This window comes from Tardiphaga sp. 813_E8_N1_3, assembly GCF_051811025.1.
Classification (GTDB): domain Bacteria; phylum Pseudomonadota; class Alphaproteobacteria; order Rhizobiales; family Xanthobacteraceae; genus Tardiphaga.
In genome coordinates this window covers 2,218,124-2,239,766 of record NZ_JBPWQE010000001.1, presented here as the reverse complement: position 1 = coordinate 2,239,766, position 21,643 = coordinate 2,218,124, and the positions used below count along the sequence as shown (strand labels likewise).

21 protein-coding genes are annotated in these 21,643 nt (G+C 62.3%); 4 read left to right on the top strand and 17 right to left on the bottom strand.

Annotated features, from left to right (window positions below):
* The first annotated feature begins 140 nt into the window (after positions 1-140).
* On the top strand, positions 141-1,616 hold the full coding sequence (locus AB8A33_RS10635) for an MFS transporter (protein WP_439092677.1): 1,476 nt from the start codon (positions 141-143) through the stop codon (positions 1,614-1,616).
* A gap of 3 nt (positions 1,617-1,619) precedes the next feature.
* Positions 1,620-1,883, top strand: a complete 264-nt coding sequence (locus AB8A33_RS10630) for a hypothetical protein (protein ID WP_439092676.1) — start codon at positions 1,620-1,622, stop codon at positions 1,881-1,883.
* Positions 1,884-1,895: 12 nt separating this feature from the next.
* Here the strand turns inward: AB8A33_RS10630 and AB8A33_RS10625 are convergent, their stop codons facing one another.
* Positions 1,896-2,606 (bottom strand): RlmE family RNA methyltransferase, encoded by a 711-nt coding sequence (locus AB8A33_RS10625; RefSeq protein ID WP_068730972.1) that lies wholly within the window; start codon positions 2,604-2,606, stop codon positions 1,896-1,898.
* Between the two features lie 89 nt (positions 2,607-2,695).
* Entirely contained in the window at positions 2,696-3,775 is a 1,080-nt protein-coding gene (locus tag AB8A33_RS10620; protein ID WP_439092675.1) for a Ppx/GppA phosphatase family protein, read from the bottom strand.
* 207 nt (positions 3,776-3,982) lie between these two features.
* Between AB8A33_RS10620 and AB8A33_RS10615 the strand changes: the two genes are divergently transcribed.
* Positions 3,983-6,355, top strand: coding sequence for a xanthine dehydrogenase family protein molybdopterin-binding subunit (locus AB8A33_RS10615; protein ID WP_439092674.1), 2,373 nt, complete (start codon positions 3,983-3,985; stop codon positions 6,353-6,355).
* A gap of 88 nt (positions 6,356-6,443) precedes the next feature.
* Here the strand turns inward: AB8A33_RS10615 and AB8A33_RS10610 are convergent, their stop codons facing one another.
* From AB8A33_RS10610 to AB8A33_RS10565, 10 genes are all read right to left on the bottom strand, one after another.
* Positions 6,444-6,887 (bottom strand): hypothetical protein, encoded by a 444-nt coding sequence (locus AB8A33_RS10610; protein WP_439092673.1) that lies wholly within the window; start codon positions 6,885-6,887, stop codon positions 6,444-6,446.
* A gap of 80 nt (positions 6,888-6,967) precedes the next feature.
* On the bottom strand, positions 6,968-9,088 hold the full coding sequence (locus AB8A33_RS10605) for a sodium-translocating pyrophosphatase (RefSeq protein WP_439092672.1): 2,121 nt from the start codon (positions 9,086-9,088) through the stop codon (positions 6,968-6,970).
* Positions 9,089-9,292: 204 nt separating this feature from the next.
* On the bottom strand, positions 9,293-10,291 hold the full coding sequence (gene thiL / locus AB8A33_RS10600) for a thiamine-phosphate kinase (RefSeq protein WP_439092671.1): 999 nt from the start codon (positions 10,289-10,291) through the stop codon (positions 9,293-9,295).
* 2 nt (positions 10,292-10,293) lie between these two features.
* Entirely contained in the window at positions 10,294-10,836 is a 543-nt protein-coding gene (nusB, locus tag AB8A33_RS10595; RefSeq protein ID WP_439092669.1) for a transcription antitermination factor NusB, read from the bottom strand.
* Between the two features lie 4 nt (positions 10,837-10,840).
* Positions 10,841-11,332, bottom strand: coding sequence for a 6,7-dimethyl-8-ribityllumazine synthase (ribH, locus tag AB8A33_RS10590; protein ID WP_439092667.1), 492 nt, complete (start codon positions 11,330-11,332; stop codon positions 10,841-10,843).
* 100 nt (positions 11,333-11,432) lie between these two features.
* Entirely contained in the window at positions 11,433-12,044 is a 612-nt protein-coding gene (locus AB8A33_RS10585) for a riboflavin synthase (protein ID WP_439092665.1), read from the bottom strand.
* Positions 12,044-13,198, bottom strand: coding sequence for a bifunctional diaminohydroxyphosphoribosylaminopyrimidine deaminase/5-amino-6-(5-phosphoribosylamino)uracil reductase RibD (gene ribD / locus AB8A33_RS10580; RefSeq protein ID WP_439092664.1), 1,155 nt, complete (start codon positions 13,196-13,198; stop codon positions 12,044-12,046). Before ribD ends, AB8A33_RS10585 begins: the two co-directional genes overlap by 1 nt.
* Positions 13,195-13,677, bottom strand: coding sequence for a transcriptional regulator NrdR (gene nrdR, locus AB8A33_RS10575; RefSeq protein WP_439092663.1), 483 nt, complete (start codon positions 13,675-13,677; stop codon positions 13,195-13,197). The genes ribD and nrdR overlap by 4 nt, the downstream gene beginning before the upstream one ends.
* A gap of 72 nt (positions 13,678-13,749) precedes the next feature.
* A complete protein-coding gene (gene glyA / locus AB8A33_RS10570; RefSeq protein WP_439092662.1) occupies positions 13,750-15,051 on the bottom strand; it encodes a serine hydroxymethyltransferase in 1,302 nt (433 codons plus the stop codon).
* A 191-nt stretch (positions 15,052-15,242) separates the two neighbouring features.
* The gene (locus AB8A33_RS10565; RefSeq protein ID WP_439092660.1) at positions 15,243-15,869 is read right to left on the bottom strand and encodes a glutathione S-transferase family protein; all 627 of its coding nucleotides are present in this window, start codon (positions 15,867-15,869) and stop codon (positions 15,243-15,245) included.
* Positions 15,870-16,115: 246 nt separating this feature from the next.
* Between AB8A33_RS10565 and AB8A33_RS10560 the strand changes: the two genes are divergently transcribed.
* Positions 16,116-16,484, top strand: coding sequence for a nuclear transport factor 2 family protein (locus AB8A33_RS10560; RefSeq protein WP_439092659.1), 369 nt, complete (start codon positions 16,116-16,118; stop codon positions 16,482-16,484).
* A gap of 917 nt (positions 16,485-17,401) precedes the next feature.
* On the opposite strand, the gene AB8A33_RS10555 is transcribed toward AB8A33_RS10560, so the two are convergent.
* From AB8A33_RS10555 to AB8A33_RS10535, 5 genes are all read right to left on the bottom strand, one after another.
* Positions 17,402-17,623: a hypothetical protein gene (locus AB8A33_RS10555; RefSeq protein WP_068732570.1), complete on the bottom strand. Its 222-nt coding sequence runs from the start codon at positions 17,621-17,623 to the stop codon at positions 17,402-17,404.
* A 35-nt stretch (positions 17,624-17,658) separates the two neighbouring features.
* The gene (locus AB8A33_RS10550) at positions 17,659-17,889 is read right to left on the bottom strand and encodes a hypothetical protein (protein ID WP_439092658.1); all 231 of its coding nucleotides are present in this window, start codon (positions 17,887-17,889) and stop codon (positions 17,659-17,661) included.
* Between the two features lie 221 nt (positions 17,890-18,110).
* Positions 18,111-18,623 (bottom strand): hypothetical protein, encoded by a 513-nt coding sequence (locus AB8A33_RS10545; protein WP_439092657.1) that lies wholly within the window; start codon positions 18,621-18,623, stop codon positions 18,111-18,113.
* Between the two features lie 553 nt (positions 18,624-19,176).
* A complete protein-coding gene (gene ldtR, locus AB8A33_RS10540; RefSeq protein WP_068732529.1) occupies positions 19,177-19,689 on the bottom strand; it encodes a transcriptional regulator LdtR in 513 nt (170 codons plus the stop codon).
* A gap of 339 nt (positions 19,690-20,028) precedes the next feature.
* Positions 20,029-21,594, bottom strand: coding sequence for an AMP-binding protein (locus AB8A33_RS10535; protein WP_439092656.1), 1,566 nt, complete (start codon positions 21,592-21,594; stop codon positions 20,029-20,031).
* Between the last annotated feature and the right edge of the window lie 49 nt (positions 21,595-21,643).

Sequence of the window (21,643 nt, the reverse complement as noted above, 5' to 3'; positions counted from 1 at the left end):
TTAGGCGTTTTCGGCCTTCAGCCGGGCGGGCGCAGTCACGGATGATTTAGGAGGTATTCGGCTTCACACAATAGCCCGCGCTTCGGCAGGATGTTAAAGCGCCCGCAGCTTGGGCACTCATAAGAATCGTCAATCATTTCATGACCAAAGAACGCCTGATCCCGCTGATCGTCGCATCCGCTTTGTTCATGGAAAACATGGACTCCACGGTAATCGCGACGTCACTGCCGGCCATCGCCGCCGATATCGGTACCAGCCCGCTGACGCTGAAACTGGCGATCACCTCCTATCTGCTCTCGCTCGCGGTTTTCATTCCGGCATCCGGCTGGACCGCCGACCGCTTCGGCGCACGCGCTGTTTTCTCCATCGCTATTGGCGTGTTCATGATCGGCTCGATCGGCTGCGCACTGTCGCAATCGGTCACGCATTTCGTCATCGCCCGCATCATCCAGGGCCTCGGCGGCGCCATGATGACGCCGGTGGGACGCCTCGTGCTCCTGCGTTCCATCGACAAGAGCGCGCTCGTCAGTGCCATGGCGTGGATGACGGTGCCGGCACTGATCGGCCCGGTGATCGGACCGCCGCTGGGCGGTTTCATCACCACCTACTTCTCCTGGCACTGGATCTTCCTGATCAACCTTCCGATCGGCTGCCTCGGCATCTATCTGGCGCTGCGCTTCATCGATCCGATCCGCTCGGAGGATCCGGAGCGCTTCGATCTGCTGGGTCTGGTGCTGGCCGGCGTCGGCCTCGCCGGAATCGCATTCGGCCTCTCGGTCGCGGGCCTTAATCTGCTGCCGTGGCCAATCGTCGCCGCACTGGTCGGCATCGGCACGGTGTCGATGACCCTCTATGTGATCCACGCCCGGCGCACGGCATCCCCGGTGCTGGATTTCTCGCTGATGCGGCTGGTGACCTTGCGCGCCGCCATCATCGGCGGCTTTCTGTTCCGGCTCGGCATCGGCGCATTGCCGTTCCTGCTGCCGCTGTTGATGCAGGTCGGCTTCGGCCTGTCGCCGTTTCAGTCGGGCATGGTGACCTTCGGCTCGGCGGTGGGCGCGATGGGCATGAAGACGCTCGCGGCGCGCATCATCCGCGCCTTCGGCTTCCGTAATGTGATGACCGTCAACGCCGTGGTGAGTTCGGTGTTCCTCGCCGCCTGCGCACTGTTCACGGTGACCACGCCGCTGATGCTGATCCTGATTATCCTGGTGGTCGGCGGCTTCTTCCGCTCGCTCGAATTCACCGCCATCAACACGGTTGCCTATGCCGAAGTGGAGACGGCACAGATGAGCCGCGCCACCACGCTGGTCAGCGTCAACCAGCAGCTGTCGATCTCCGCCGGCGTCGCGATCGGTGCGTTCTCGGTGGAATCCACCATGCTGATGCGCGGCATGACCGAATTGTCCGCGGCCGATTTTGCGCCGGCCTTCCTCGTGGTGTCCGTGATCTCGGCAGCCTCGGCCTGGTTCTTCTGGCAGATGCCGGACGACGCCGGCCATGAAATCTCCGGCCGCAAGGTGATCGATATCGCCAGCCGCAAGGGCGAGGCAAAAGCCGCCGTCAAGGCGGCCAGCGAAGGCACCGCGGATGCCAGGGATCAAAAGCTGGGGTGAGTTGTGACGCGCTCGCAATGGGTCATCGGCATCGCGACGATCGTCCTCACGATCATCGCCGGCGTCATCTCATTCGGCTACGTGAACAGGCGCTTTCCGCCGAAGCCCGCGCCCGTTGAGCAGGTGACCGCGCAGGACGCCAAAGAGCAGACCGATCCGGCACCCGTTAAACCACCGCCGGCCTGTGTCGAGCGTGATGGATCGTGGCGAAACTGGTCATGGCCAAACGTGCCGATGCTGTCGCCGAAATGCGAGAGCACGAAGTGAACAACTGCCCGATCAGTTGTCGTGTTCACCAAGCCGGTGATCACCTGCCACGCCGCGAAAGCCCATCGCCAGCACATAGCGCTCCGACGAGTCCTTGCGGCTCGCGGCCGGCTTCACATGTTTCACCGTCGCGAAGTCACGCTTCAGCTGGGTCATCAGCGTGGCGTCGGCGCCGCTCTGGAACACCTTGGCGACGAAGGTGCCGCCAGGCTTGAGCACGTCGGCGGCGAAGGCCGCAGCATCTTCGACGAGGCCGACGATGCGCAACTGATCGGTCTTACGATGACCGGTGGTGTTGGCCGCCATGTCGGACATCACCACATCGGCGAGACCGCCCATCATCGCCTTCAATCTGTCGGGCGCATCATTGTCGAGAAAGTCCATCTGGGCGAAGGTCACGCCGACGATCTCCGGCATTTCCAGCAGATCAATGGCGACCACCTGCCCTTTGCCCTCGGCCGAGCCGACGCGCCGCGCCGCGATCTGGCTCCAGCCGCCGGGCGCAGCGCCGAGATCGACCACCGACAGGCCGGGCTTGAGGAAGCGGTACTTGTCGTCGATCTCGATGATCTTGTAGGCCGCGCGCGAGCGCAGGCCGTCCTTCTTGGCCTGCTGCACATAGGGGTCATTGAGCTGGCGGTCGAGCCAGAGCTTCGACGACAGTTTCATTCTGCCGGCGCTCTTGACCTGGATCCGCAGGCGTCCGGTGGTGTCTTTGGCCATGGTCTCGTGCTTGCTTTCAGCTATTCGCGTCTCCCTTAGCACGGCATGACGGGAAACCCGAATATCGCTCTGAATCGGGGAAATCAGGCTCAGGAGGCGCGGATCGCGCCGTCCTCGCGCATCATTTCCACCAGCATGCCCTCCCGCAGCCCCCGATCCGCCACGCGCAACCGCGGCAGCGGGAACGCGTTACGGATAGCGTCCAGAATGGCGCAGCCGCACAGGACGAGATCGGCGCGGTCCGGGCCGATACACTGGTTGGCGGCACGTTCCGCATAGGTCATGTCGAGCAGCCTGGCGATGGTCTCGTCGAGCTCGGCATTGCTGAGCCAGATGCCGTCGATGCGGCGGCGATCGTAGCGCGCAAGGCCCTGATAGACGCCGGCCAGCGTGGTCACTGTGCCCGAGGTGCCGAGCATATGCATGCCGTCGAGATCGCCGGCATGTTCGGCGGCGAACGGCGCCACATGTCTGGCGACCTCCGCGATCATCTGCGTGTAGCTGTCCCGGGTCACGTGCTTGCCGCCGAATTTTTCAGCCAGCGTCACGACGCCAAGCGGGATCGACATCCACGCCTTGATCAGCGGTTTGCCCAAGGGATCGGTGGGATCACGCTCGATGCGCACCAGTTCCGACGAGCCGCCGCCGATATCAAACAGGATGGCGCCGCGGCCCTGCGGATCGATCAGCGGCGAGCAGCCGATCACGGCCAGGGCCGCTTCGGTCTCGCGGTCGATGATCTCCAGCGTGATGCCGGTCTCGCGCGCCACCTGATTGAGAAAAGCATCCGAATTAGATGCTGCCCGGCAGGCTTCCGTTGCGATCAGCCGCAGCCGCTGCGCGTCGCGGGCACGAATCTTGTCGCGGCAGATGCTGAGTGCCGAGATCGCCCGGGCAATCGCGGCGTCGCTGATCACGCCGGATGTCGAGACGCCCTCGCCCAGCCGGATGATCCGTGAAAACGAATCGACCACGCGAAAACTGTCGCCCGTGGGACAGGCGATCAGCAGGCGACAATTATTGGTTCCGAGATCGAGCGCGGCATAGGTGTTGGCGCATGCGGCTTCGCGCGCGCCGTCGGCCATTGCAGCAACCAATCCCTGCACACCCTCGCCCGGCCGAGCGTTGTCCACTTCATGGCCGCCGCGAAGCCGCGTGTCATCATCCATTCAATCTGTCTTTCCGCGACCGCTCCGGCCGAGATGGAAATATTCTTTCACGGAAAGTTTAGCAGGGCACAGGATCAGCGCAACCTTGGCGCAGCCCCATGCCCAATCGTGCGTTGTCGTACAGCTAACGCTGCCTTATCTGAGGGGGGCCGCAGAGGCGCCAGACCGCGCCAAATCCTGAAATCATCCACATTTGACGGATTCACCATGCAAGATTTTACCGGCTCGCCCGTCGACAACGCCATCACCATGCAGAAATACGGGGTCGGCCAGCCGGTGCGGCGCAAGGAAGATGACACCCTCGTCCGTGGCAAAGGTAAATACACCGACGATATGAACCTGCCCGGCCAGCTTTATGCCTGGATCGTCCGCAGTCCCCATGCCCATGGGGTGATCCGCGGCATCGACACCGAGGCCACCAAGGCGATGCCCGGTGTCCGTGGCGTCTGGACCGGCCGGGATCTCGAAGCCGCCAATTATGGCCCCTTCACCTGCGGCTTGCCGCTCAAGAGCCAGGACGGCACCCCACTGTTCCAGACCAATCGCCATGCTTTGATGACCGACAAGGTGCGCTACGTCGGCGATCCCGTCGCCTTCGTCGTGGCGGAGACCGCAGCGCAGGCACGCGATGCTGCCGAAGCCGTCGTCCTCGACATCGACGCCCTGCCCGCCGTCACCGATTGCGAGGCCGCCACCAGGCCCGGCGCGCCTGTTCTCTACGATCACATCCCGAACAATGTCGCGCTCGACTATCACTATGGCGACACCGCAGCTGTGGAAGCCGCATTCGCCTCTGCTGCACATGTCACGAAGCTCGACATCGAGAACACGCGCGTCGCGGTGGTCTCGATGGAACCACGCTGCGCGCTCGCGACTTACGAAAAATCCGGCAGCCGCTACGTGATCCAGGTCCCAACCCAGGGCGTCGCCGGCAACCGCAATACGCTGGCCAAGCAGCTCAACGTCGCGCCGGACAAGGTCCGTATCCTCACCGGCAATGTCGGCGGATCGTTCGGCATGAAGAACATCAGCTATCCCGAATATATCTGTCTGCTGCATGCCGCGAAGGAACTGGGCAAGCCGGTGAAATGGCTCGACGAGCGCTCCTCCAGCTTCCTCTCCGACAGCCACGGCCGCGCTCAGGACATCCATGCCGAACTCGCCCTCGACAAGGACGGCAAGTTCCTCGCCGTGCGCCTGAAAGGCTACGGCAATCTCGGCGCCTATATCACCGGCGTGTCGCCAAGCCCGCTGTCGCTCAATACCGGCAAGAACCTCGCCAGCGTCTACAAGACGCCGCTACTGTCGGTGGACATCAAATGCGTGCTCACCAACACCACGCTGATGGGCGCCTATCGCGGCGCCGGCCGCCCCGAAGCCAACTACTTCATGGAGCGGCTGATCGACCGCGCAGCCGACGAGATGGGCATCGACCGCTTCACACTGCGCAAGCGTAACTTCATCAAGCCGTCGCAGCTACCCTTCGCGGCAGCCTCCGGCGTCACCTATGACAGCGGCGACTTCCAGGGCGTGTTCGACAAGGCGCTGGAAATTTCCGATCATGCGGGCTTCGCCAAGCGCAAGAAGGACAGCCGTAAAAACGGCAAGCTGCGCGGCATCGCTGTCGGCTCCTATCTCGAAGTCACCGCGCCGCCATCGGGCGAGCTCGGTAAACTTACGTTTGGCGAAGACGGCACCGTGACGCTGACCACCGGCACGCTGGATTATGGCCAGGGCCACGCCACGCCTTTCGCACAGGTGCTGTCGGCGCAGCTTGGCGTGCCGTTCGACGCCATCCGGCTCGAGCAGAACGACAGCGATCTCGTCCGCATGGGCAACGGCACCGGCGGCTCGCGCTCGATCACCGCATCGGGCCAGGCCATCGTCGAAGCCTCGGACCTCGTCATCACCAAGGGCAAGGTCGCGGCCGCGCATCTGATGGAAGCCTCCGAAGCCGATATCGAATTCAAGGCCGGCCGTTTCACCATTGCCGGCACCGACCGCTCCATCGACATCATGGAACTGTCGCAGCGTGTGCGCGAGGGCAAGATGCCGGACGGCGTGCCCTCCTCGCTCGACGTCGACCACACCTCATCGGATGTGCCTTCGACCTTCCCGAACGGCTGTCATGTTGCCGAAGTCGAGATCGATCCCGACACCGGCGTGCTGACCATCGTCAATTACGCCGCGGTCAACGACTTCGGCACCATCGTCAATCCGATGATCGTCGCCGGCCAGTTGCATGGTGGCGTCGCCCAGGGCATCGGCCAGGCGCTGATGGAGAAAGTCAGCTACGACGCCTCGGGCCAGCCGATCACCGGCTCCTTCATGGACTATGCGATGCCCCGCGCCGGCGACATTCCGCTGATGCTGGTCGGCGATCATCCCTCGCCTGCAACCACCAACCCGCTGGGCACCAAAGGCTGCGGCGAAGCCGGCTGCGCCGGCTCGCTCTGCACCATCGTCAATGCGGTCGTCGATGCGCTCAGCGACTACGGCGTCACCCATATCGACATGCCCTTGACCTCCGAGCGCATCTGGCAGGCGATCCAGGACGGCAGGAAGAGCAAGGCGGCGTAAGCCGGACCATGCCAACAAAAAGCCCCGCGATCACATCGCGGGGCTTTTCTGTGTCGTCTACGCTAACGCGCCGTGGCCGACAGTACCCCTAGCTCTTCGTCCCGTATTTCCGCGCGAAATCCCGCCCGGAGCGCGCGATGCAGACGGCAGCCTGCCCCTGATACATCGAACCCTCGTTCTTCTCCGCGATCTTGTTGCACTTGGCGCGTGCCTTCTCATAGGCAGCCTTCGTGGCGGCAACTGCCTTGGGCAGGAAGCGCGGCTCGCATTTCGACAGCACAATGTCGGACAGCGCATTATCGCCGGACGAGCCGAGCTGGCAGAGTTCGAGGATCCGGTATGCACCTTCGCAGCTGAACTCGGTGTTCATGGCAGCGGTGACAGCCTGGGGAAAACCGCCCGCTTTCGTGATAGCGGCCTCGGAGACCGGGCATTGTTCGGCCGCAGAGGCCGGTGCGCCGCAAGCAACAAACAGCGCGATGGCTGCGAAACAGTGACGAAAACGAACCCGACCATGGGGCAACGGCTGCATGTGGTCCTACCTGATCAAACGGACGACGAAAAATCCCGCGGCTTGCGCCGCGGGATTTTTGCATTCGGCATCGTGGCCGTCTAGTGCGCCAGGATCGCCAGCAACAACAGCGCCACGATGTTGGTGATCTTGATCATCGGGTTCACCGCGGGACCTGCCGTGTCCTTGTAGGGATCGCCGACGGTGTCGCCGGTCACCGCAGCCTTATGAGCATCGGAGCCCTTGCCGCCGAAGTGGCCGTCCTCGATATACTTCTTGGCATTGTCCCAGGCGCCGCCGCCCGAGGTCATCGAGATCGCCACGAACAGACCCGTGACAATCACGCCGAGCAGCATGGCGCCGACCGCGGAGAATGCCGCCGACTTGCCGACCGCGCCGCCGCCGGCAATCGTGTAGATGATGAAGTACACCACGATGGGCGACAGCACCGGAAGCAGCGACGGGATGATCATTTCCTTGATCGCTGCCTTGGTCAGCAGATCCACCGCGCGGCCGTAATCCGGCTTGTCGGTGCCCTGCATGATGCCCGGCTTCTCGCGGAACTGACGACGCACTTCCTCGACAATGGCGCTGGCCGCGCGGCCAACGGCCGTCATGCCCATCGCGCCAAACAGATATGGCAGCAGGCCGCCGAACAGCAGACCGACCACCACATAGGGATTGTTCAGCGAGAAGTCCGGCAGCACATCTTTGAAGTACGGATACTTCGCGGCATTGGCGATGAAGAATTTGAGGTCTTCATTGTAAGCCGCGAACAGCACCAGTGCGCCCAGGCCCGCCGAACCGATGGCATACCCCTTGGTGACCGCCTTGGTGGTGTTGCCCACCGCGTCGAGCGCGTCGGTGGCCTTGCGGACTTCCTTCGGCAGACCAGCCATTTCGGCAATGCCGCCGGCATTGTCGGTGACCGGACCGAAGGCATCGAGCGCTACGATCATGCCGGCCAGCGCAAGCATCGTCGTGGTGGCAATCGCGATACCGAACAGACCCGCGAGGCTGTAGGTGACGAGAATGCCGGCGATAATGACGATCGCAGGACCCGCTGTCGACTCCATCGAGATCGCCAGACCCTGGATCACATTGGTGCCGTGACCGGTGACCGACGACTGCGCAATGGACTTCACCGGCCGATAGTCGGTGCCGGTGTAGTATTCGGTGATCACGATGATCAGCGCCGTGACGACGAGGCCGGCGACGCCGCATTCGAACAGCGCCAGACCCGTATACTTCACGCCTGCCAGCGGACCGAAACCGATCAGCCAGTAGATCACGGCGGCAACGCCGAACAGTGACAACACGCCGGTGGCGATCAGGCCCTTATACAGCGCGCCCATGATCGACTGGCTGGCACCGAGCTTGACGAAGAACGTGCCGGCAATCGAGGTCAGGATGCAGATGCCGCCAATGGCGAGCGGCAGCGTCATCATGTTGACCAGCAATGGCGAACTCGCGAAGAAGATCGCGGCCAGAACCATGGTGGCGACCGCGGTCACCGCATAGGTCTCGAACAGGTCGGCGGCCATGCCGGCGCAGTCGCCGACATTGTCGCCCACATTGTCGGCGATCGTTGCCGGGTTGCGCGGATCGTCCTCGGGAATGCCGGCTTCGACCTTGCCGACGAGATCACCGCCGACGTCAGCGCCCTTTGTGAAGATGCCGCCGCCGAGACGCGCGAAGATCGAGATCAGCGACGCGCCGAAGCCGAGTGCCACCAGCGCATCGATCACGGTGCGGCTGTTGGCAGCGAGGCCCAGGAAGTGCGTGAGATAAGCGAAGTAGATGGTAACACCGAGCAGCGCCAGACCCGCCACCAGCATGCCGGTGATGGCACCGGCTTTGAAGGCGAGTTCGAGGCCACCGGCCAGCGAGATCGTCGCCGCCTGCGCGGTACGGACATTGGCGCGCACCGAGACGTTCATGCCGATGAAGCCGGCTGCGCCCGACAACACGGCACCGATCAGGAAGCCGAAGGCAACGAGCATGCCGAGGAAGTAAGCCAGCAGCGCGAAGATCACGACGCCAACGATGCCGATGGTGAGATATTGTCGCTTCAGATAGGCCTGTGCGCCCTCCCGCACAGCCTCTGCAATTTCCTGCATCCGTGCGTTACCCGCATCGGCCTTCAACACAGAACTCGTCGCCCAGATCGCGTAAACGATCGACAGTGCCCCGCAGAGCACGATCACCCACAATGCTGTCATGGAATCTGCCTCAGTCCTTCCTGCCCGGCGCCTTGTTATTTGGCGCATAAAAAGGAGGCCTGCCCAGCACGTGAGGACGGCCTCTCGTTTGATGAGCATGGCAAAATCGGTATCGGCGTGCAACGCCGGTCACGCGACTAAAGCGGGAATTTTGGAGGAGATATAGGGGAGATCGCCTCGGCCTGAGCGACCTGTACTAAAGTCTCAGAAGTGACTGTAGGACAGGCGCTTCAACACGATGTCCCTGCCCGCCTGGTCGACGAAGCGCGGCGATGACGCACCTGCAACAATCGCCCCGATGACCGCGACCCGCACGCCCGCCTGTTGCGCGGCCTGCACGAAACCGGTCGTGCGATTCTCGGGGATGGTGCAGAGGACTTCGTAGTCGTCGCCGCCGGCAACAACCGCTTCAAGACCGATCACGCCGCGATCCAGCAGTGCTGCCGCCGGATCCGACAGCGGAATAGCCGATGCATCGATGACAGCGGACACCCCCGAAACGGCGCAGAGCTTGGCGAGATCGCCGGCCAATCCGTCGGAGACATCCATCGACGCCGTCGCGAAATCGCGCACCGCCAATGCCAGCGCGTTGCGCGGCTGCGGCACCCGATAGCGTGTCACGAGCGCGTCACGCGCGTTGTTGTCATCAGCCAGCGCCGTGGCCACCGCGCCACTCTTCAGCACCGCCAGGCCAAGCGCGGCATCGCCGATCGTGCCACTCACGACGACGCGGTCCCCCGCTGCCGCGCCGTGACGCCGGACCATCTTGCCCACCGGAACGCGTCCGAAGGCGGTGACTGAGACCATCAGCGGCCCCGGCGTCGAGACTGTATCGCCGCCAAGCAGCGCGCAGCCGAATGTCGCGATGTCTTCGCCAAGTCCACGCGCGAATTCGGTGAGCCAAGCCTCATCATGTGTCCGCAGCGCCAGCGTCAGCACAAAGCCGGCCGGCACCGCGCCCTTGGCGGCAAGGTCTGACAGGTTCACCCGCAACGCCTTGCGCGCGATGGTGTCCGGGGGATCGTTAGGGAGAAAATGCACGCCTTCGACAATGGCGTCGGTATTGACGACGATGTCCTCGCCGTCAGCCTTCAGCACCGCGGCGTCGTCGGTCAGGCCGAACGCGCCGGGATCGCGCACCAATGGCTTGAAGTAGCGCGCGATCAGGGAGTCTTCGCCGGATGCGTTGGACCCGGCTGACATGGTCAGTGTCCTGCGCGCGAAAACTCTTCCGCGCGGAATTGCCGGGCGATCTGGTCGAGCACCGCATTGACCATGCCGGTCTCGTCGCCTTCGACAAAGGCATGCGCGACGTCGACATATTCCGACACCACGACACGCGCTGGAATGTCCTTGCGATGTTCCAGCTCATAGGCGCCCGCGCGCATCACCGCGCGCAGGATCGCCTCGATACGCTGCAGTGGCCAGCCCCTGGAGAGCGCCTCGTCGATCAGCGGATCGAGCTTGTTCTGGTCGCGCACCACGCCGGACACGACATCGCGGAAGAACGCCTCTTCGGCGGGGAGATACTGGTCACCCTCGATCTCGCTGCCGAGCCAGAAACTCTCGAACTCGGCGAAGACGTCGTTGATGCCAGCGCCGCCCACATCCATCTGATACAGCGCCTGCACCGCGGCGAGACGCGCGGCACCGCGGCGGTTGGCCTTGCGATCACCCTTGGGGACCGGCTTCTTGAGGTCGGCTTTCTTGTCGGACGATTTCTTGTCAGCCGTTTTCTTCTCAGACATCGGCTCAGGCCTTCGCCAGACGGCGCTTGATGCGCAGCACGGACAGTGCCGCACGGGCCGCATCGCCGCCCTTGTTCAATTCACCGGCGCGCGCACGCGCCCAGGCCTGCTCGTCGGTATCCACGGTGATGATCCCGTTGCCGAGAGGCAGACGCAGATCGACCGACAGATCCATCAACCCGCGCGACGACTCCATCGAGACGATCTCGAAATGAAACGTCTCACCACGTACCACGCAGCCGAGCGCGATTGCCGCTTCATAAGGCTTGCCGCTTTTCGCGGCAGCATCGACCGCAATCGCGATGGTCGAAGGAATTTCCAGTGCGCCGGGTACCGTCAGCACGTCAAAGGTCACGCCAGCCGCCTTCAGCTCAACGATCGCGCCTTCCAGCAACGCATCCTGAATGTCGTCATAGAACCGCGCCTCGACGATCAGGACGCGCGCGCCCGTGATATCGGTCTGGTCCTGCAAATGAGCGCGTCGCGCGTCTGCCATCGGTATTCCGTCAAATTTGCGAGAATTGGTTGATTGCGCAGGGTTTTAGGCGCAGCGGCGCCATATGCCAAGGGCTGATAGGGGCTGATCGAGCCTCGAATTATTTCATTTCACTCAGCCGCGCCGCATAGCGGGCCATCAGGTCGACCTCGATATTGACCTCGCTGCCTTCATTCCACGCCTTGCCCAGCGTGGTGACGCTCAGCGTGTGCGGAATGATCAGCACGGCGAATTGCACGTCATCGACGGTATTCACCGTCAGCGACACGCCATCCAGCGTGATCGAGCCCTTGGTGGCGATGAACCGTGCCAACTCGCGCGTGGTGCGGAAGGTGATCCGCGCCATGTCCGGCAGGTTCTCACGCGACACGATGGTCGCGATGCCATCGGCATGGCCGGCGACAATATGGCCGCCGAGTTCATCGCCGATCTTCAGCGCGCGCTCGAGGTTGAGCCGGCTGCCCACCTTCCAGTGCTTCGCCGTGGTCATGCCCAGCGTCTCGGCAGCGGCGTCCACGTCGAACCAGGTTTTGCCGCTGGCGACACCGGAGCCGACCACCGTGAGGCAGACGCCGTTGCAGGCGATCGACGCACCATCGGCAATGGTGGTCTGGTCGTAGTCGCAGAGAATCCGCAGCCGGTGCAACTGGCCCTGTGCGATTTGCTGCAGGCTCTCGATCTCGCCGATATCGGTGACAATGCCGGTGAACATTAGCTTCTTTCGTAGATGGTCAGGGTGTCATTCTCGATGGTCTCGCTAGCACGCTGCACGAAGTCAGGCGACCCGGTGATCGCCGATAGCGGCAATGCATCCAGCGCGGCGATGCCACCCTCGCCGATCTCCTTGGGGCCGCGAAACAGCCAGACCTCGTCGACGAGACCCGCAGCCACGAAAGACGACGCGACTTTCGATCCGCCTTCGACCAGCAGCTTCGTAATGCCCTTCTCCGACAAACTATGCAGCACGGCGAGCAAATCCAGCCCTGGCGGCGGCGCGATCGTGGTCGGCACGCGCAGCACCTGCGTGCCGGCAGCGCCCAGCGCCATCGCGGCGGGCGCTTCCGACAGGCTGGAGGTCATCACCCAGAGCGGCGTTATGCGCGCCGAATGCACAAGCTTGCTGTTACCGGACATGCGCAGCGCACGGTCGAGCACCACGCGCACCGGCGAGCGCTTCATCATGCCTGGCAAGCGACAGGTCAGTTCAGGATCGTCAGCAATGACCGTGCCCATGCCGACCAGCACGGCGTCGCATTGCGCACGGAGCAGATGCACGCGCGACCGCACCATCTCGCCGGTGACGGCGACGGGCCTGTGACCGGCCGCGGCGATCTTGTCGTCCGGCGACACTGCCAGCTTCAACACAACATGCGGACGCTTGTCGCGCACGCGGCGGAAATGCCCGGCGTGGTCGCGCGCAGCTTGCTCGGCACACAGGCCGACATCGACCCTGATGCCCGCTGCGCGCAGCCGCGCATGGCCCTGCCCCGCAACCTCCGGATTGGGATCCTCGATGGCAGCCACCACGCGCGCGATGCCCGCAGCGACGATGGCGTCCGCGCAAGGCGGCGACTTGCCGAAATGCGAGCATGGCTCCAGCGTCACATAGAGCGTCGCGCCGCGTGCCGCTTCGCCGGCCCGCGCGAGCGCCACCGGCTCGGCATGGGGACGACCGCCGGGCTGGGTCCAGCCACGGCCGATGATCACACCGTCCTTCACGATGACCGCCCCGACCGCGGGATTGGGCCAGGTCCGGCCCTGCCCGCGCCGGCCGAGCGTCAGCGCCAGCTGCATGAAGCGCAGGTCGGTTGCTTTGGCATCAGCAGATTTCTGCGCGTATTGATCTTCCAGGATCCGGAAGATCATTTTCGGACGACCACCGGCCGGTCGTCATCCTCGGAATTCAACTCACCGAGCACCGCCTCGAAATCCTTGGCCTCGCGAAAGTTGCGATAGACCGAGGCGAAGCGCACATAGGCGACATCGTCGAGCCCGCGCAGATGCTCCATCACGATCTCGCCGATGGTCTCCGACGAAATCTCCGCCTCGCCGCCGCTTTCCAGTTCGCGCACAATGGCCGAGACCATGGTCTCCACCCGCTCCGGATCGACCGGCCGCTTGCGCAGGCTGATCGAGAGCGAGCGCACCAGCTTGTCGCGATCGAACGGCACCCGGCGGCCGTTGCGCTTGATCACCGTGAGCTCGCGCAGCTGCACGCGCTCGAAGGTGGTGAAGCGGAAATTACAGGTGACGCAGACGCGCCGCCTGCGGATCACGGCGGAATCTTCCGCGGGACGCGAGTCCTTCACCTGCGTATCGAGGCTATTGCAGTTCGGACAGCGCATTCCCAACAACCTTCCAAAGATCCGTTCCTGCGCGACCTTCTGACCGCGCAGGCCTCCACTTGGTAGCAGGCTTTACTGATAGATCGGGAAACGATCCGTCAGCGCCTTGACCTTGTCCTTCACGGCCGCTTCGACCAGCGGCGCGCTGCCGTCGCCGGACTGCGCCACCGCGCTCAGCACTTCGGCGATCATCTCGCCGGTTGCCTTGAATTCTGCAATGCCGAAACCGCGCGTGGTCGCGGCGGGCGTGCCGAGACGGATACCCGAGGTGATCCACGGCTTTTCCGGATCGAACGGCACGCCGTTCTTGTTGCAGGTGATGCCGGCGCGAACCAGCGCCTTCTCCGAGACGTTGCCCTTCAGGCCCTTCGGCCGGAGGTCAACGAGCATCAGATGGTTATCGGTGCCGCCCGAGACAATGTCGTAGCCCTGCGCGCGCAGCGTCTCGGCGAGTGCCTTGGCGTTCTCGACGACATTCTTCGCATAGACCTTGAAGTCCGGCTGCAGCGCTTCCTTGAAGGCCACGGCCTTCGCCGCGATGACATGCATCAGCGGGCCGCCCTGCAGACCCGGGAAGATCGCCGAGTTCAGCTTCTTGTGCAGCGCCTCGTCATTGGTGAGGATCAGGCCGCCGCGCGGACCGCGCAGCGACTTGTGCGTCGTCGTCGTGGTGACATGGGCATGCGGCACCGGCGAGGCATGGACGCCACCGGCGACGAGGCCTGCGAAATGCGCCATGTCGACCAGCAGATACGCGCCCACGCTGTCGGCGATCTCGCGGAAGCGCTTGAAGTCCCAGCTCCGCGAATAGGCCGAGCCGCCGGCGATGATCAGCTTCGGCTTCACTTCTTCGGCCTGCTTGGCGATCGCGTCCATGTCGAGCAGCTGGTCGTCCTTGCGCACGGTGTAGTGCACCGGCTTGAACCACTTACCGGACATGTTGACGGGCGAGCCGTGGGTGAGATGGCCGCCGGCTGCGAGGTCGAGACCCATGAAGGTATCGCCCGGCTGCAGCAGCGCCAGGAACACCGCCTGGTTCATCTGGCTGCCGGAATTGGGCTGCACATTGGCGAACTGAGCGCCGAACAGCTTCTTGGCACGCTCGATCGCCAGCGTCTCGGCGACGTCGACGAATTCGCAGCCGCCGTAATAGCGCGCGCCCGGATAGCCCTCGGCATATTTGTTGGTCATCACCGAGCCCTGCGCTTCCATCACCGCCTTGCTGACGATGTTTTCCGACGCGATCAACTCGATCTCGTGACGCTGGCGACCGAGTTCACCCTTGATCGCCTCGGCAATCTCAGGATCGGCCTGAGCAAGCGTGGCGGAGAAGAACGAGTCGGGCGCGGAGCCGGTTTTGGCCGAAGTGGTCATAGGGCAATATCTCCACCGCCGCGGCCTTCATTCAGCGTGCGGACGGTCACGAGTGGCGATCAGGAAACGGTGCCCCGAATACCATATCTGGCTGGCGGGGCCAAGGTTTTGCGCTTCGGGGCGCGATATTTAGGCAGCAGCGGCAAATGCGGCGATTGCACATGCCGATCGCCTTAGTGAAGCCGAATCCCCTATTTCGCCAGCCGGTATGCCCCGCCCTTCTCGACGCTGCGCTGGAACGCCGGGCGGACATGCATCCGGCCGATCCAGGCGGCCAGGTCGGGATAAGCCGCCAGCCGGTTGAAGCTGCCGGCGACCTCGGCCACGAAGCTCATCTGGATGTCCGCGCCGGTCAGGCTATCGCCAACGAAGAACTGCCGCCCCTTCAGGGCACGGTCGGCATAGCCGAGATGCCGAGCCATTTCGCTGTCGATCCGCGGCTGCAGCGGCGCCCCGGCCTCCTTCAGGCGAGACACGTAGAGATTGAGCATCAGCGGCAGCATCGCCGAGCCCTCGGCATAATGCAGCCATTCGAGATAGGCCTCGTACTCCGCGCTTCCCTCCGAGGGCCGCATCGCGCCCTTGCCATAACGGCGGATGACGTAGTCGACGACCGCTGCGGACTCCGCGATGGTCACATCGCCATCGACGATCACAGGCGACTTTCCGAGTGGATGCACCGCTTCCAGCTCCGGTGGCGCCAGCCGCGTCTGCGCATCGCGCTGATAGGTTGTCAGATCATAGGGCGCGCCGAGTTCTTCCAGCAGCCAGATGATCCGCTGCGAGCGCGAGTCGTTGAGATGATGAAGCGTGAGCATGGGCGTTTCCTTGGTAATAATTGTCCCTGGCCCTATCTGCAGGCCGTCGGCGTGAGAGTATTCTGCGAGGATTATTGCTCGGAAACCCCATCAATCGCGATGATACAGCGAACAAGAGAATCCCCGAGGGCTTTTCCATGTTAGTTTGCCGGAAAGGCGACTGACTGCAATTGTGGAGAGGTTCGGTCCCCTTCCCCTCTGCACCAAGCCAAGCCGCCAACCTGAGGCCTATCGCAGGAGGTTGAGATGGACGATGTACGGGCCGCCCTGGAGCGTCATTGGACTGCATCGGACGCGAACGATTTCGATATCGAACATGACATCTACCATGAGGATGCGATGCTTTATTATCCCCAATCGGGGGAACGCATCCGCGGTCGGCACAACATTCAGATGAGCCGACTTGTCCAGCCAAACGAGAAACGTTTTACGGTTCGGCGGATTGTCGGCAGCGGCGAATTATGGGTCACCGAATTCATCCTGACCTATGACGGCATACCCTCCTACGCGGTGAGCATCATGGAGTTCCACGAAGGACGGGTGGCCAACGAAACGCAGTATTTCGCCGATCGGTTTGAACCTGCCGTCTCGCGCGCGCATCTTGTGGAGCGATAGTTCGAGGTTGCAGGCCGCAATGACAGCGCTTCGATGAGCACGCGTAGGATGAACGCGCCGCGCGCGCCGCTCGTCATTCCGGGGCGTACGAAAGCGGCGGAGCCGCTGTAGTGCGAACCCGGAATCCCGGAGTGTTTGGCTCTACGGAGACTCCCACGCTGAGATTCCGGGTTCGGTCCCGTCGCCTCCGGCGCCGGTCCCGCCCCGGAATGACGAGTGTGGGGCGGCGAGATAACGTCGCTAAACATTTTTTCCTATCTTCCGTTGACAACATCCCTTTCTTGATTATATTCCCCTTCGTCCTGCCCCACCGAGAGGGGCGATCGCGATCGTCACGTTCGCGGGGTGGGATGCGGTGGACGCCGGAGATGCGGCGTCACGCGGTTCATGGGTGGCGTCTGTCTTCGGGCAGGACGGATCTGCGCCAGCACTGCCACTGGCAAGGAGACGGCCGACCTTGAGATGGAAAGATCCCTGGACAGTGTGACGGACGACCAAGTCAAAACGCGTTCGGCTTACTCGCTTGAGGCACCCTGTCCCATTCGCCCTGGGACTGTAATTTTGGTGATCGGATCGTTCGCCATGGCAACGCGCAAGCAACCGAAAACACCGCAGGCGGAACGCTGGGCACTTGCCTGACGCTTCCGAAAGTCCTGATGCACTCACAATTGCGGAAGACCGCATTCGCATCAGGCCCAAGGGTGCAACGGGCACCCGGCGTTCCGCACGCCCTCTTTCAGGGGGGGGGAATGCGAAACACGACGGCGCCCCCGCGCCGCAAACAATGGGGGTGATGACGCATGTCTGAGGAGCCGTGGCTGTTTGACAGTTGAATTGGAAATCACGTGACGCGCGCGCTCAAACCAAACGCCGTCATGCGCGGGCTTGTCTCGCCCCACCCTATGGCGACGAAGCCTTCAAAGCCCGGTAAATCCAGCCTTCACCGGATCGTTGCTGCCATCAAGCTCACGCAAATAGGTCAATCCGAACACCGTCAGCCGGTGCGGATCTTTCTCGCCACCATCGAACAGCGACTGCACGTAATCGGTCACCTTGGTGCGAGCTTCGTCCGATGCCGCCTGGGTGCGGCTCATCATCAGGTCATAGGTGTGCATGATGCGGTCGATGGCAATCTGCATGTCGTCATTTTCCCCGTTGGACATCAGAAAACCGGCTACGCGGCTTCAGCCCGTGCAGCCTGGAATTGCGCGATCGCTCTGTTTGCAAGGCGAAGCTTGTTGTCTTCGCCGCGATGAAACATCCGGACGATGATTTCGAGCAGCCGATCGTTGGTGAGATAAGTATCGGGGATCGCGCCGGACTTGCGCAGGTAGTTCGCAGCGATGGCATAGGCGTCGCCCACCGCCTCGACATTCATCACTTTCAGACCGCGTTCGATCAGCATGGCTTGATCCCTTCTGACGAAGCGATAAGCCGCAAGAATGGAACTGGTTCCATCAGGGAGAAGCAATTTCAAGAGCGGAATAGCAAGTCAGCTTGCCGTTGCCAGCGGGCTGGTCGAGGCCGAAGCATCGCCGCTAGCCAGCGTGTTGTTGATCAAGGAAATACACGACGACGACACAGCGGAGTTTAGGGCCGGAGTATTCTGGAGAGGTGCACTCCCTTCTAAACTGGAGTTACTCCCGCTGTGCACCTGTTTGGTATGCCGCCCAGGGCTGCGGGATCAACCATCACGAATTTTCCAAAAAGGTATGTCCCGCAGGTTACGACCACACTCGCGGCCATGATTATTGATGGCCAAAAAGCATTTTCTCCACCCTGCACCGTGAGGTAAATGAACATACCGAGCGTCGCTGCAAAGCCGCCAAAGGCGCAAATCAGGCTTCCCAAAACGGTTATCCGCTTCAATTCGTGCTCTCGCTTGGCGATTTCTCGCCGCAGCTGGGCTTCGCCATGAAGAGTGTTAAGTCTAAAAACGAGCTGCTCAAATACTGGATAAACACGTACGACTTTGTCACCCTCTACCTCGACAAAGCGGGTAGCCATTTGTCCAAACTGGTCCTTGACCCATACTTCCCAGAACTCGTGACCCAGAACATCATTAGAGCCACAGTTCTGTTCGATAACATCTCTGGAGTTTGCGGCAATTACCGCTGCATCTACATCAGATGGCACCATGTTCGCCCCCACAAACGATAATCGTCCACACTACCTAGAGTTGGCCTGTAGTCACAAGAAATTTTTAGGTGAAGGCGAATCGGGCCTTTCGGCTAACCAGCTCTTACGGACAACATGCTGTTGCCGTGACGCGCAATGGATCGGCTTCAGGACCATTAATTCTCAGAAGCGTCGCGCGCTGTATGGATGAGCGAGCGGCTTTTCCGATGAGTGCTGCTCGAAATTAAGCCCCTGCTTCCGGCAAAGCCGTTCTCTCCTCAAACTGGCATTTCCGAGGGCATGGTCCTTGCCCTCACCTGTTCGGGATTTCTCTGCAAACGATGCATTCACCTAGCCGGGAGGATCGGCAATATCTTCGATCCGCATACTGCCCAAAGACAAATCGGCCCGCCGTTTCCAGCAGGGCCGATGAAAGTGGAGACATCCGCCGTTGGCCGGCGTGTTGATGATGAAGGCAACATGGAAGGGAGACGCGTGACCGGCCTTGATGACCGGAACACCTTGCGGAGGTGCATTCCCCGCAGATGCGCCTTGACCTCTCCCTTCAGAATTCTCAGAGACGATACAGGATCTGGTCGGTCCAGAAGCGCTCGAGGCGATGCAGCGACTTGTTGAGGGTCGCGAATTCCTCGTTGGAGATGCCGCCGACCTGCTCGACCGTCTTGACGTGCTTCTGATACAGCGCGTCGACGATGTGGCGGATTTCCTGGCCCTGCGCCGTCAGACGAATGCGAACCGAGCGACGATCAACGCGCGAGCGCTGATGATCGAGGAAGCCGAGTTCGACGAGCTTCTTCAGGTTATAGGACACGTTGGAGCCGAGATAGTAACCGCGGGTGCGCAGCTCGCCGGCGGTCAGTTCCTTGTCGCCGATATTGTAGAGCAGCAGTGCCTGCACCGAATTGATATCAGCGCGACCGCGACGATCGAATTCGTCCTTGATGACGTCGAGCAGACGACGATGCAGACGCTCCACCAACGTCAAGGCTTCCAGATAAAGCGGCTGAACCGGCGCCTGGCCCGGAACGAGATCGACGCTTTCCACCGTCGCAACGGTCTTCATCATGACACTACCCCTGTTGTCGTTTTTATCGACTTATTCGACGAAACTTGTGTCCCGTCTGATAGGGCCAACTTAAGGGGGCGCGTTTGAAGAACCGCTTAAATAAGACAATAAAGAGATCATGAATTTGAGACAGTGAATCTGAGATTAAGCCGGTGAAACAAGGGGTTTTCGCAAGGTTTGATTCACGCTGCAGAGCCCATGTTCCAGCTTTGTCCGCCCGATCTGTCACATAGCGGAACAGCTTGCGTAAAATTCGAAACACTCGCGTAAGACTCATAACCGGGGCGTTAGGGTGACTGAAGTCTTACCGCCAACGCCCCGAAAATTAATTCGACAATTTTACGCAACTCCGCGCGTTCGTCCTTCCCAATATGGCGCGCGCAAAGCCTTGCGATCGATCTTGCCGAGGCCCGTCACGGGGATCTCGCTGACGAAATCGATGGTCTTCGGCGACCACGGCGCGCCGCGCTTGTCTTTCACATGCGCCTGCAGTTCCTCCGCGGAATTATTCGCGCCGGCTTTCAGCACGACAAAGGCTTTCACCGCCTCGCCCCACTTCGCATCGGGAATGCCGATCACCGCGGCAGACGCCACCGCATGATGCGCCATCAAGGCATCTTCGACTTCACGCGGATAGATGTTGAAACCACCGGAGATGATCATGTCCTTGGTGCGATCGACGATATAGAAGAAGCCGTCCGCATCCTTCACGGCGACATCGCCGGTGTGCAGCCAGCCACCGCGGAACGCGTCTTCGGTGGCGTCCGGCCGTTTCCAGTAACCATCCATCACCAGCGAGCCGCGCACGCAGATCTCGCCGGGCTCCCCTGTCGCAACTTCGCGCATCTCGGCGTCGAACAATTTGACCTCGACCATCGGATTGGCGCGGCCGCAGGAACCGAGACGGCCAGGCTTGCTGTCGTCGTGATCGATCTTGCGCATGGTGGTGATGATCTGCGGCGCTTCGGTCTGGCCGTAGAGCTGCACGAACACTTGGCCGAAAATGCCGACGCCCTCGCGCAGCCGGTCCGGCGACATCGGCGCCGCGCCATAAACGATCATCTGCAATGACGACATGTCGTATTTGGCGCGCAAATCCGGAGCGTCGATCAGCGCATAGATCAGAGTCGGCACCAGGAAGGTCGCGGTAATCTTCTCCTCATGCACCACGCGGCAATAGGTCTCCGCATCGAAGCCCTGCACCAGCCGCGCGAAGCCGCCGCGCAGCATCACCGGAAACAGCGTGATGCCGGCAGCGTGGCTGATCGGTGTCGCGGCGAGATAGCGGATATCGGCCGGCCAGTCCCAGTCCGCATAGATCGCCAGCGCCATCGCCACGATCACGCGATGCGGCAGCATCACGCCCTTGGAACGGCCCGTGGTGCCGCCGGTATAAGCCAGCCAGCAGATATCGCCGGTGCTGCTCTCGTCGACCAGCGGCGCCGGCGTGACGTTCGGCAGCTCGGCCAGGAGATCGCGCGCGCCATCGAGCGCGCCGAAGGACAGCAGGTGTTTCAGGCCCGGCACGCGGCCGCGCAGCGCGAGGCCGCGCGCGGCGAATTTTCCGGCCTCCACGATCAGCGCGGAGATCTCGGCGTCCTCAAGAATGAAGGCGTGATCGTCCTCAGCGGCCATCGGATGCAGCGGCGTGTAGCGCAGGCCCATCACGGCAGCGGCGGAAATCGCGGCCCAGCTCTCGGCGCGGTTGCCGGAGAGAATGGACAGCGCATCGCCCTTCTTCAGGCCAAGGCTGCGGAACAGGCTGATAAAGCGCGCGACCACGTCGCCGAATTCGCGGTAGCTCCAGCGGACATTGCCGTCCGCGAGCGCGGGCCGGTCGCCATAGCGGGCAATGGCGCTGACAATGATGCTGCCGGCGGTGCCGCCGGAATAAAGCTGGTTCAAAATGACCTCCCTGAATACAGGGCCTTCTGCGAGGCTTCTGCTTGACGTC

Bases quoted from the DNA above. Each gene is read 5' to 3' on its own strand.
- ldtR (WP_068732529.1), bottom strand. From the start codon at position 19,689: ATGATGAAGACCGTTGCGACGGTGGAAAGCGTCGATCTCGTTCCGGGC.
- AB8A33_RS10625 (WP_068730972.1), bottom strand. From the start codon at position 2,606: ATGGCCAAAGACACCACCGGACGCCTGCGGATCCAGGTCAAGAGCGCC.
- AB8A33_RS10550 (WP_439092658.1), bottom strand. From the start codon at position 17,889: ATGCTGATCGAACGCGGTCTGAAAGTGATGAATGTCGAGGCGGTGGGC.
- AB8A33_RS10555 (WP_068732570.1), bottom strand. From the start codon at position 17,623: ATGCAGATTGCCATCGACCGCATCATGCACACCTATGACCTGATGATG.
- AB8A33_RS10615 (WP_439092674.1), top strand. From the start codon at position 3,983: ATGCAAGATTTTACCGGCTCGCCCGTCGACAACGCCATCACCATGCAG.
- nusB (WP_439092669.1), bottom strand. From the start codon at position 10,836: ATGTCTGAGAAGAAAACGGCTGACAAGAAATCGTCCGACAAGAAAGCC.
- thiL (WP_439092671.1), bottom strand. From the start codon at position 10,291: ATGTCAGCCGGGTCCAACGCATCCGGCGAAGACTCCCTGATCGCGCGC.
- AB8A33_RS10545 (WP_439092657.1), bottom strand. From the start codon at position 18,623: ATGGTGCCATCTGATGTAGATGCAGCGGTAATTGCCGCAAACTCCAGA.
- ribH (WP_439092667.1), bottom strand. From the start codon at position 11,332: ATGGCAGACGCGCGACGCGCTCATTTGCAGGACCAGACCGATATCACG.
- AB8A33_RS10620 (WP_439092675.1), bottom strand. From the start codon at position 3,775: ATGGATGATGACACGCGGCTTCGCGGCGGCCATGAAGTGGACAACGCT.
- glyA (WP_439092662.1), bottom strand. From the start codon at position 15,051: ATGACCACTTCGGCCAAAACCGGCTCCGCGCCCGACTCGTTCTTCTCC.
- nrdR (WP_439092663.1), bottom strand. From the start codon at position 13,677: ATGCGCTGTCCGAACTGCAATAGCCTCGATACGCAGGTGAAGGACTCG.
- AB8A33_RS10585 (WP_439092665.1), bottom strand. From the start codon at position 12,044: ATGTTCACCGGCATTGTCACCGATATCGGCGAGATCGAGAGCCTGCAG.
- AB8A33_RS10565 (WP_439092660.1), bottom strand. From the start codon at position 15,869: ATGCTCACGCTTCATCATCTCAACGACTCGCGCTCGCAGCGGATCATC.
- AB8A33_RS10610 (WP_439092673.1), bottom strand. From the start codon at position 6,887: ATGCAGCCGTTGCCCCATGGTCGGGTTCGTTTTCGTCACTGTTTCGCA.
- AB8A33_RS10560 (WP_439092659.1), top strand. From the start codon at position 16,116: ATGGACGATGTACGGGCCGCCCTGGAGCGTCATTGGACTGCATCGGAC.
- ribD (WP_439092664.1), bottom strand. From the start codon at position 13,198: ATGATCTTCCGGATCCTGGAAGATCAATACGCGCAGAAATCTGCTGAT.
- AB8A33_RS10605 (WP_439092672.1), bottom strand. From the start codon at position 9,088: ATGACAGCATTGTGGGTGATCGTGCTCTGCGGGGCACTGTCGATCGTT.
- AB8A33_RS10635 (WP_439092677.1), top strand. From the start codon at position 141: ATGACCAAAGAACGCCTGATCCCGCTGATCGTCGCATCCGCTTTGTTC.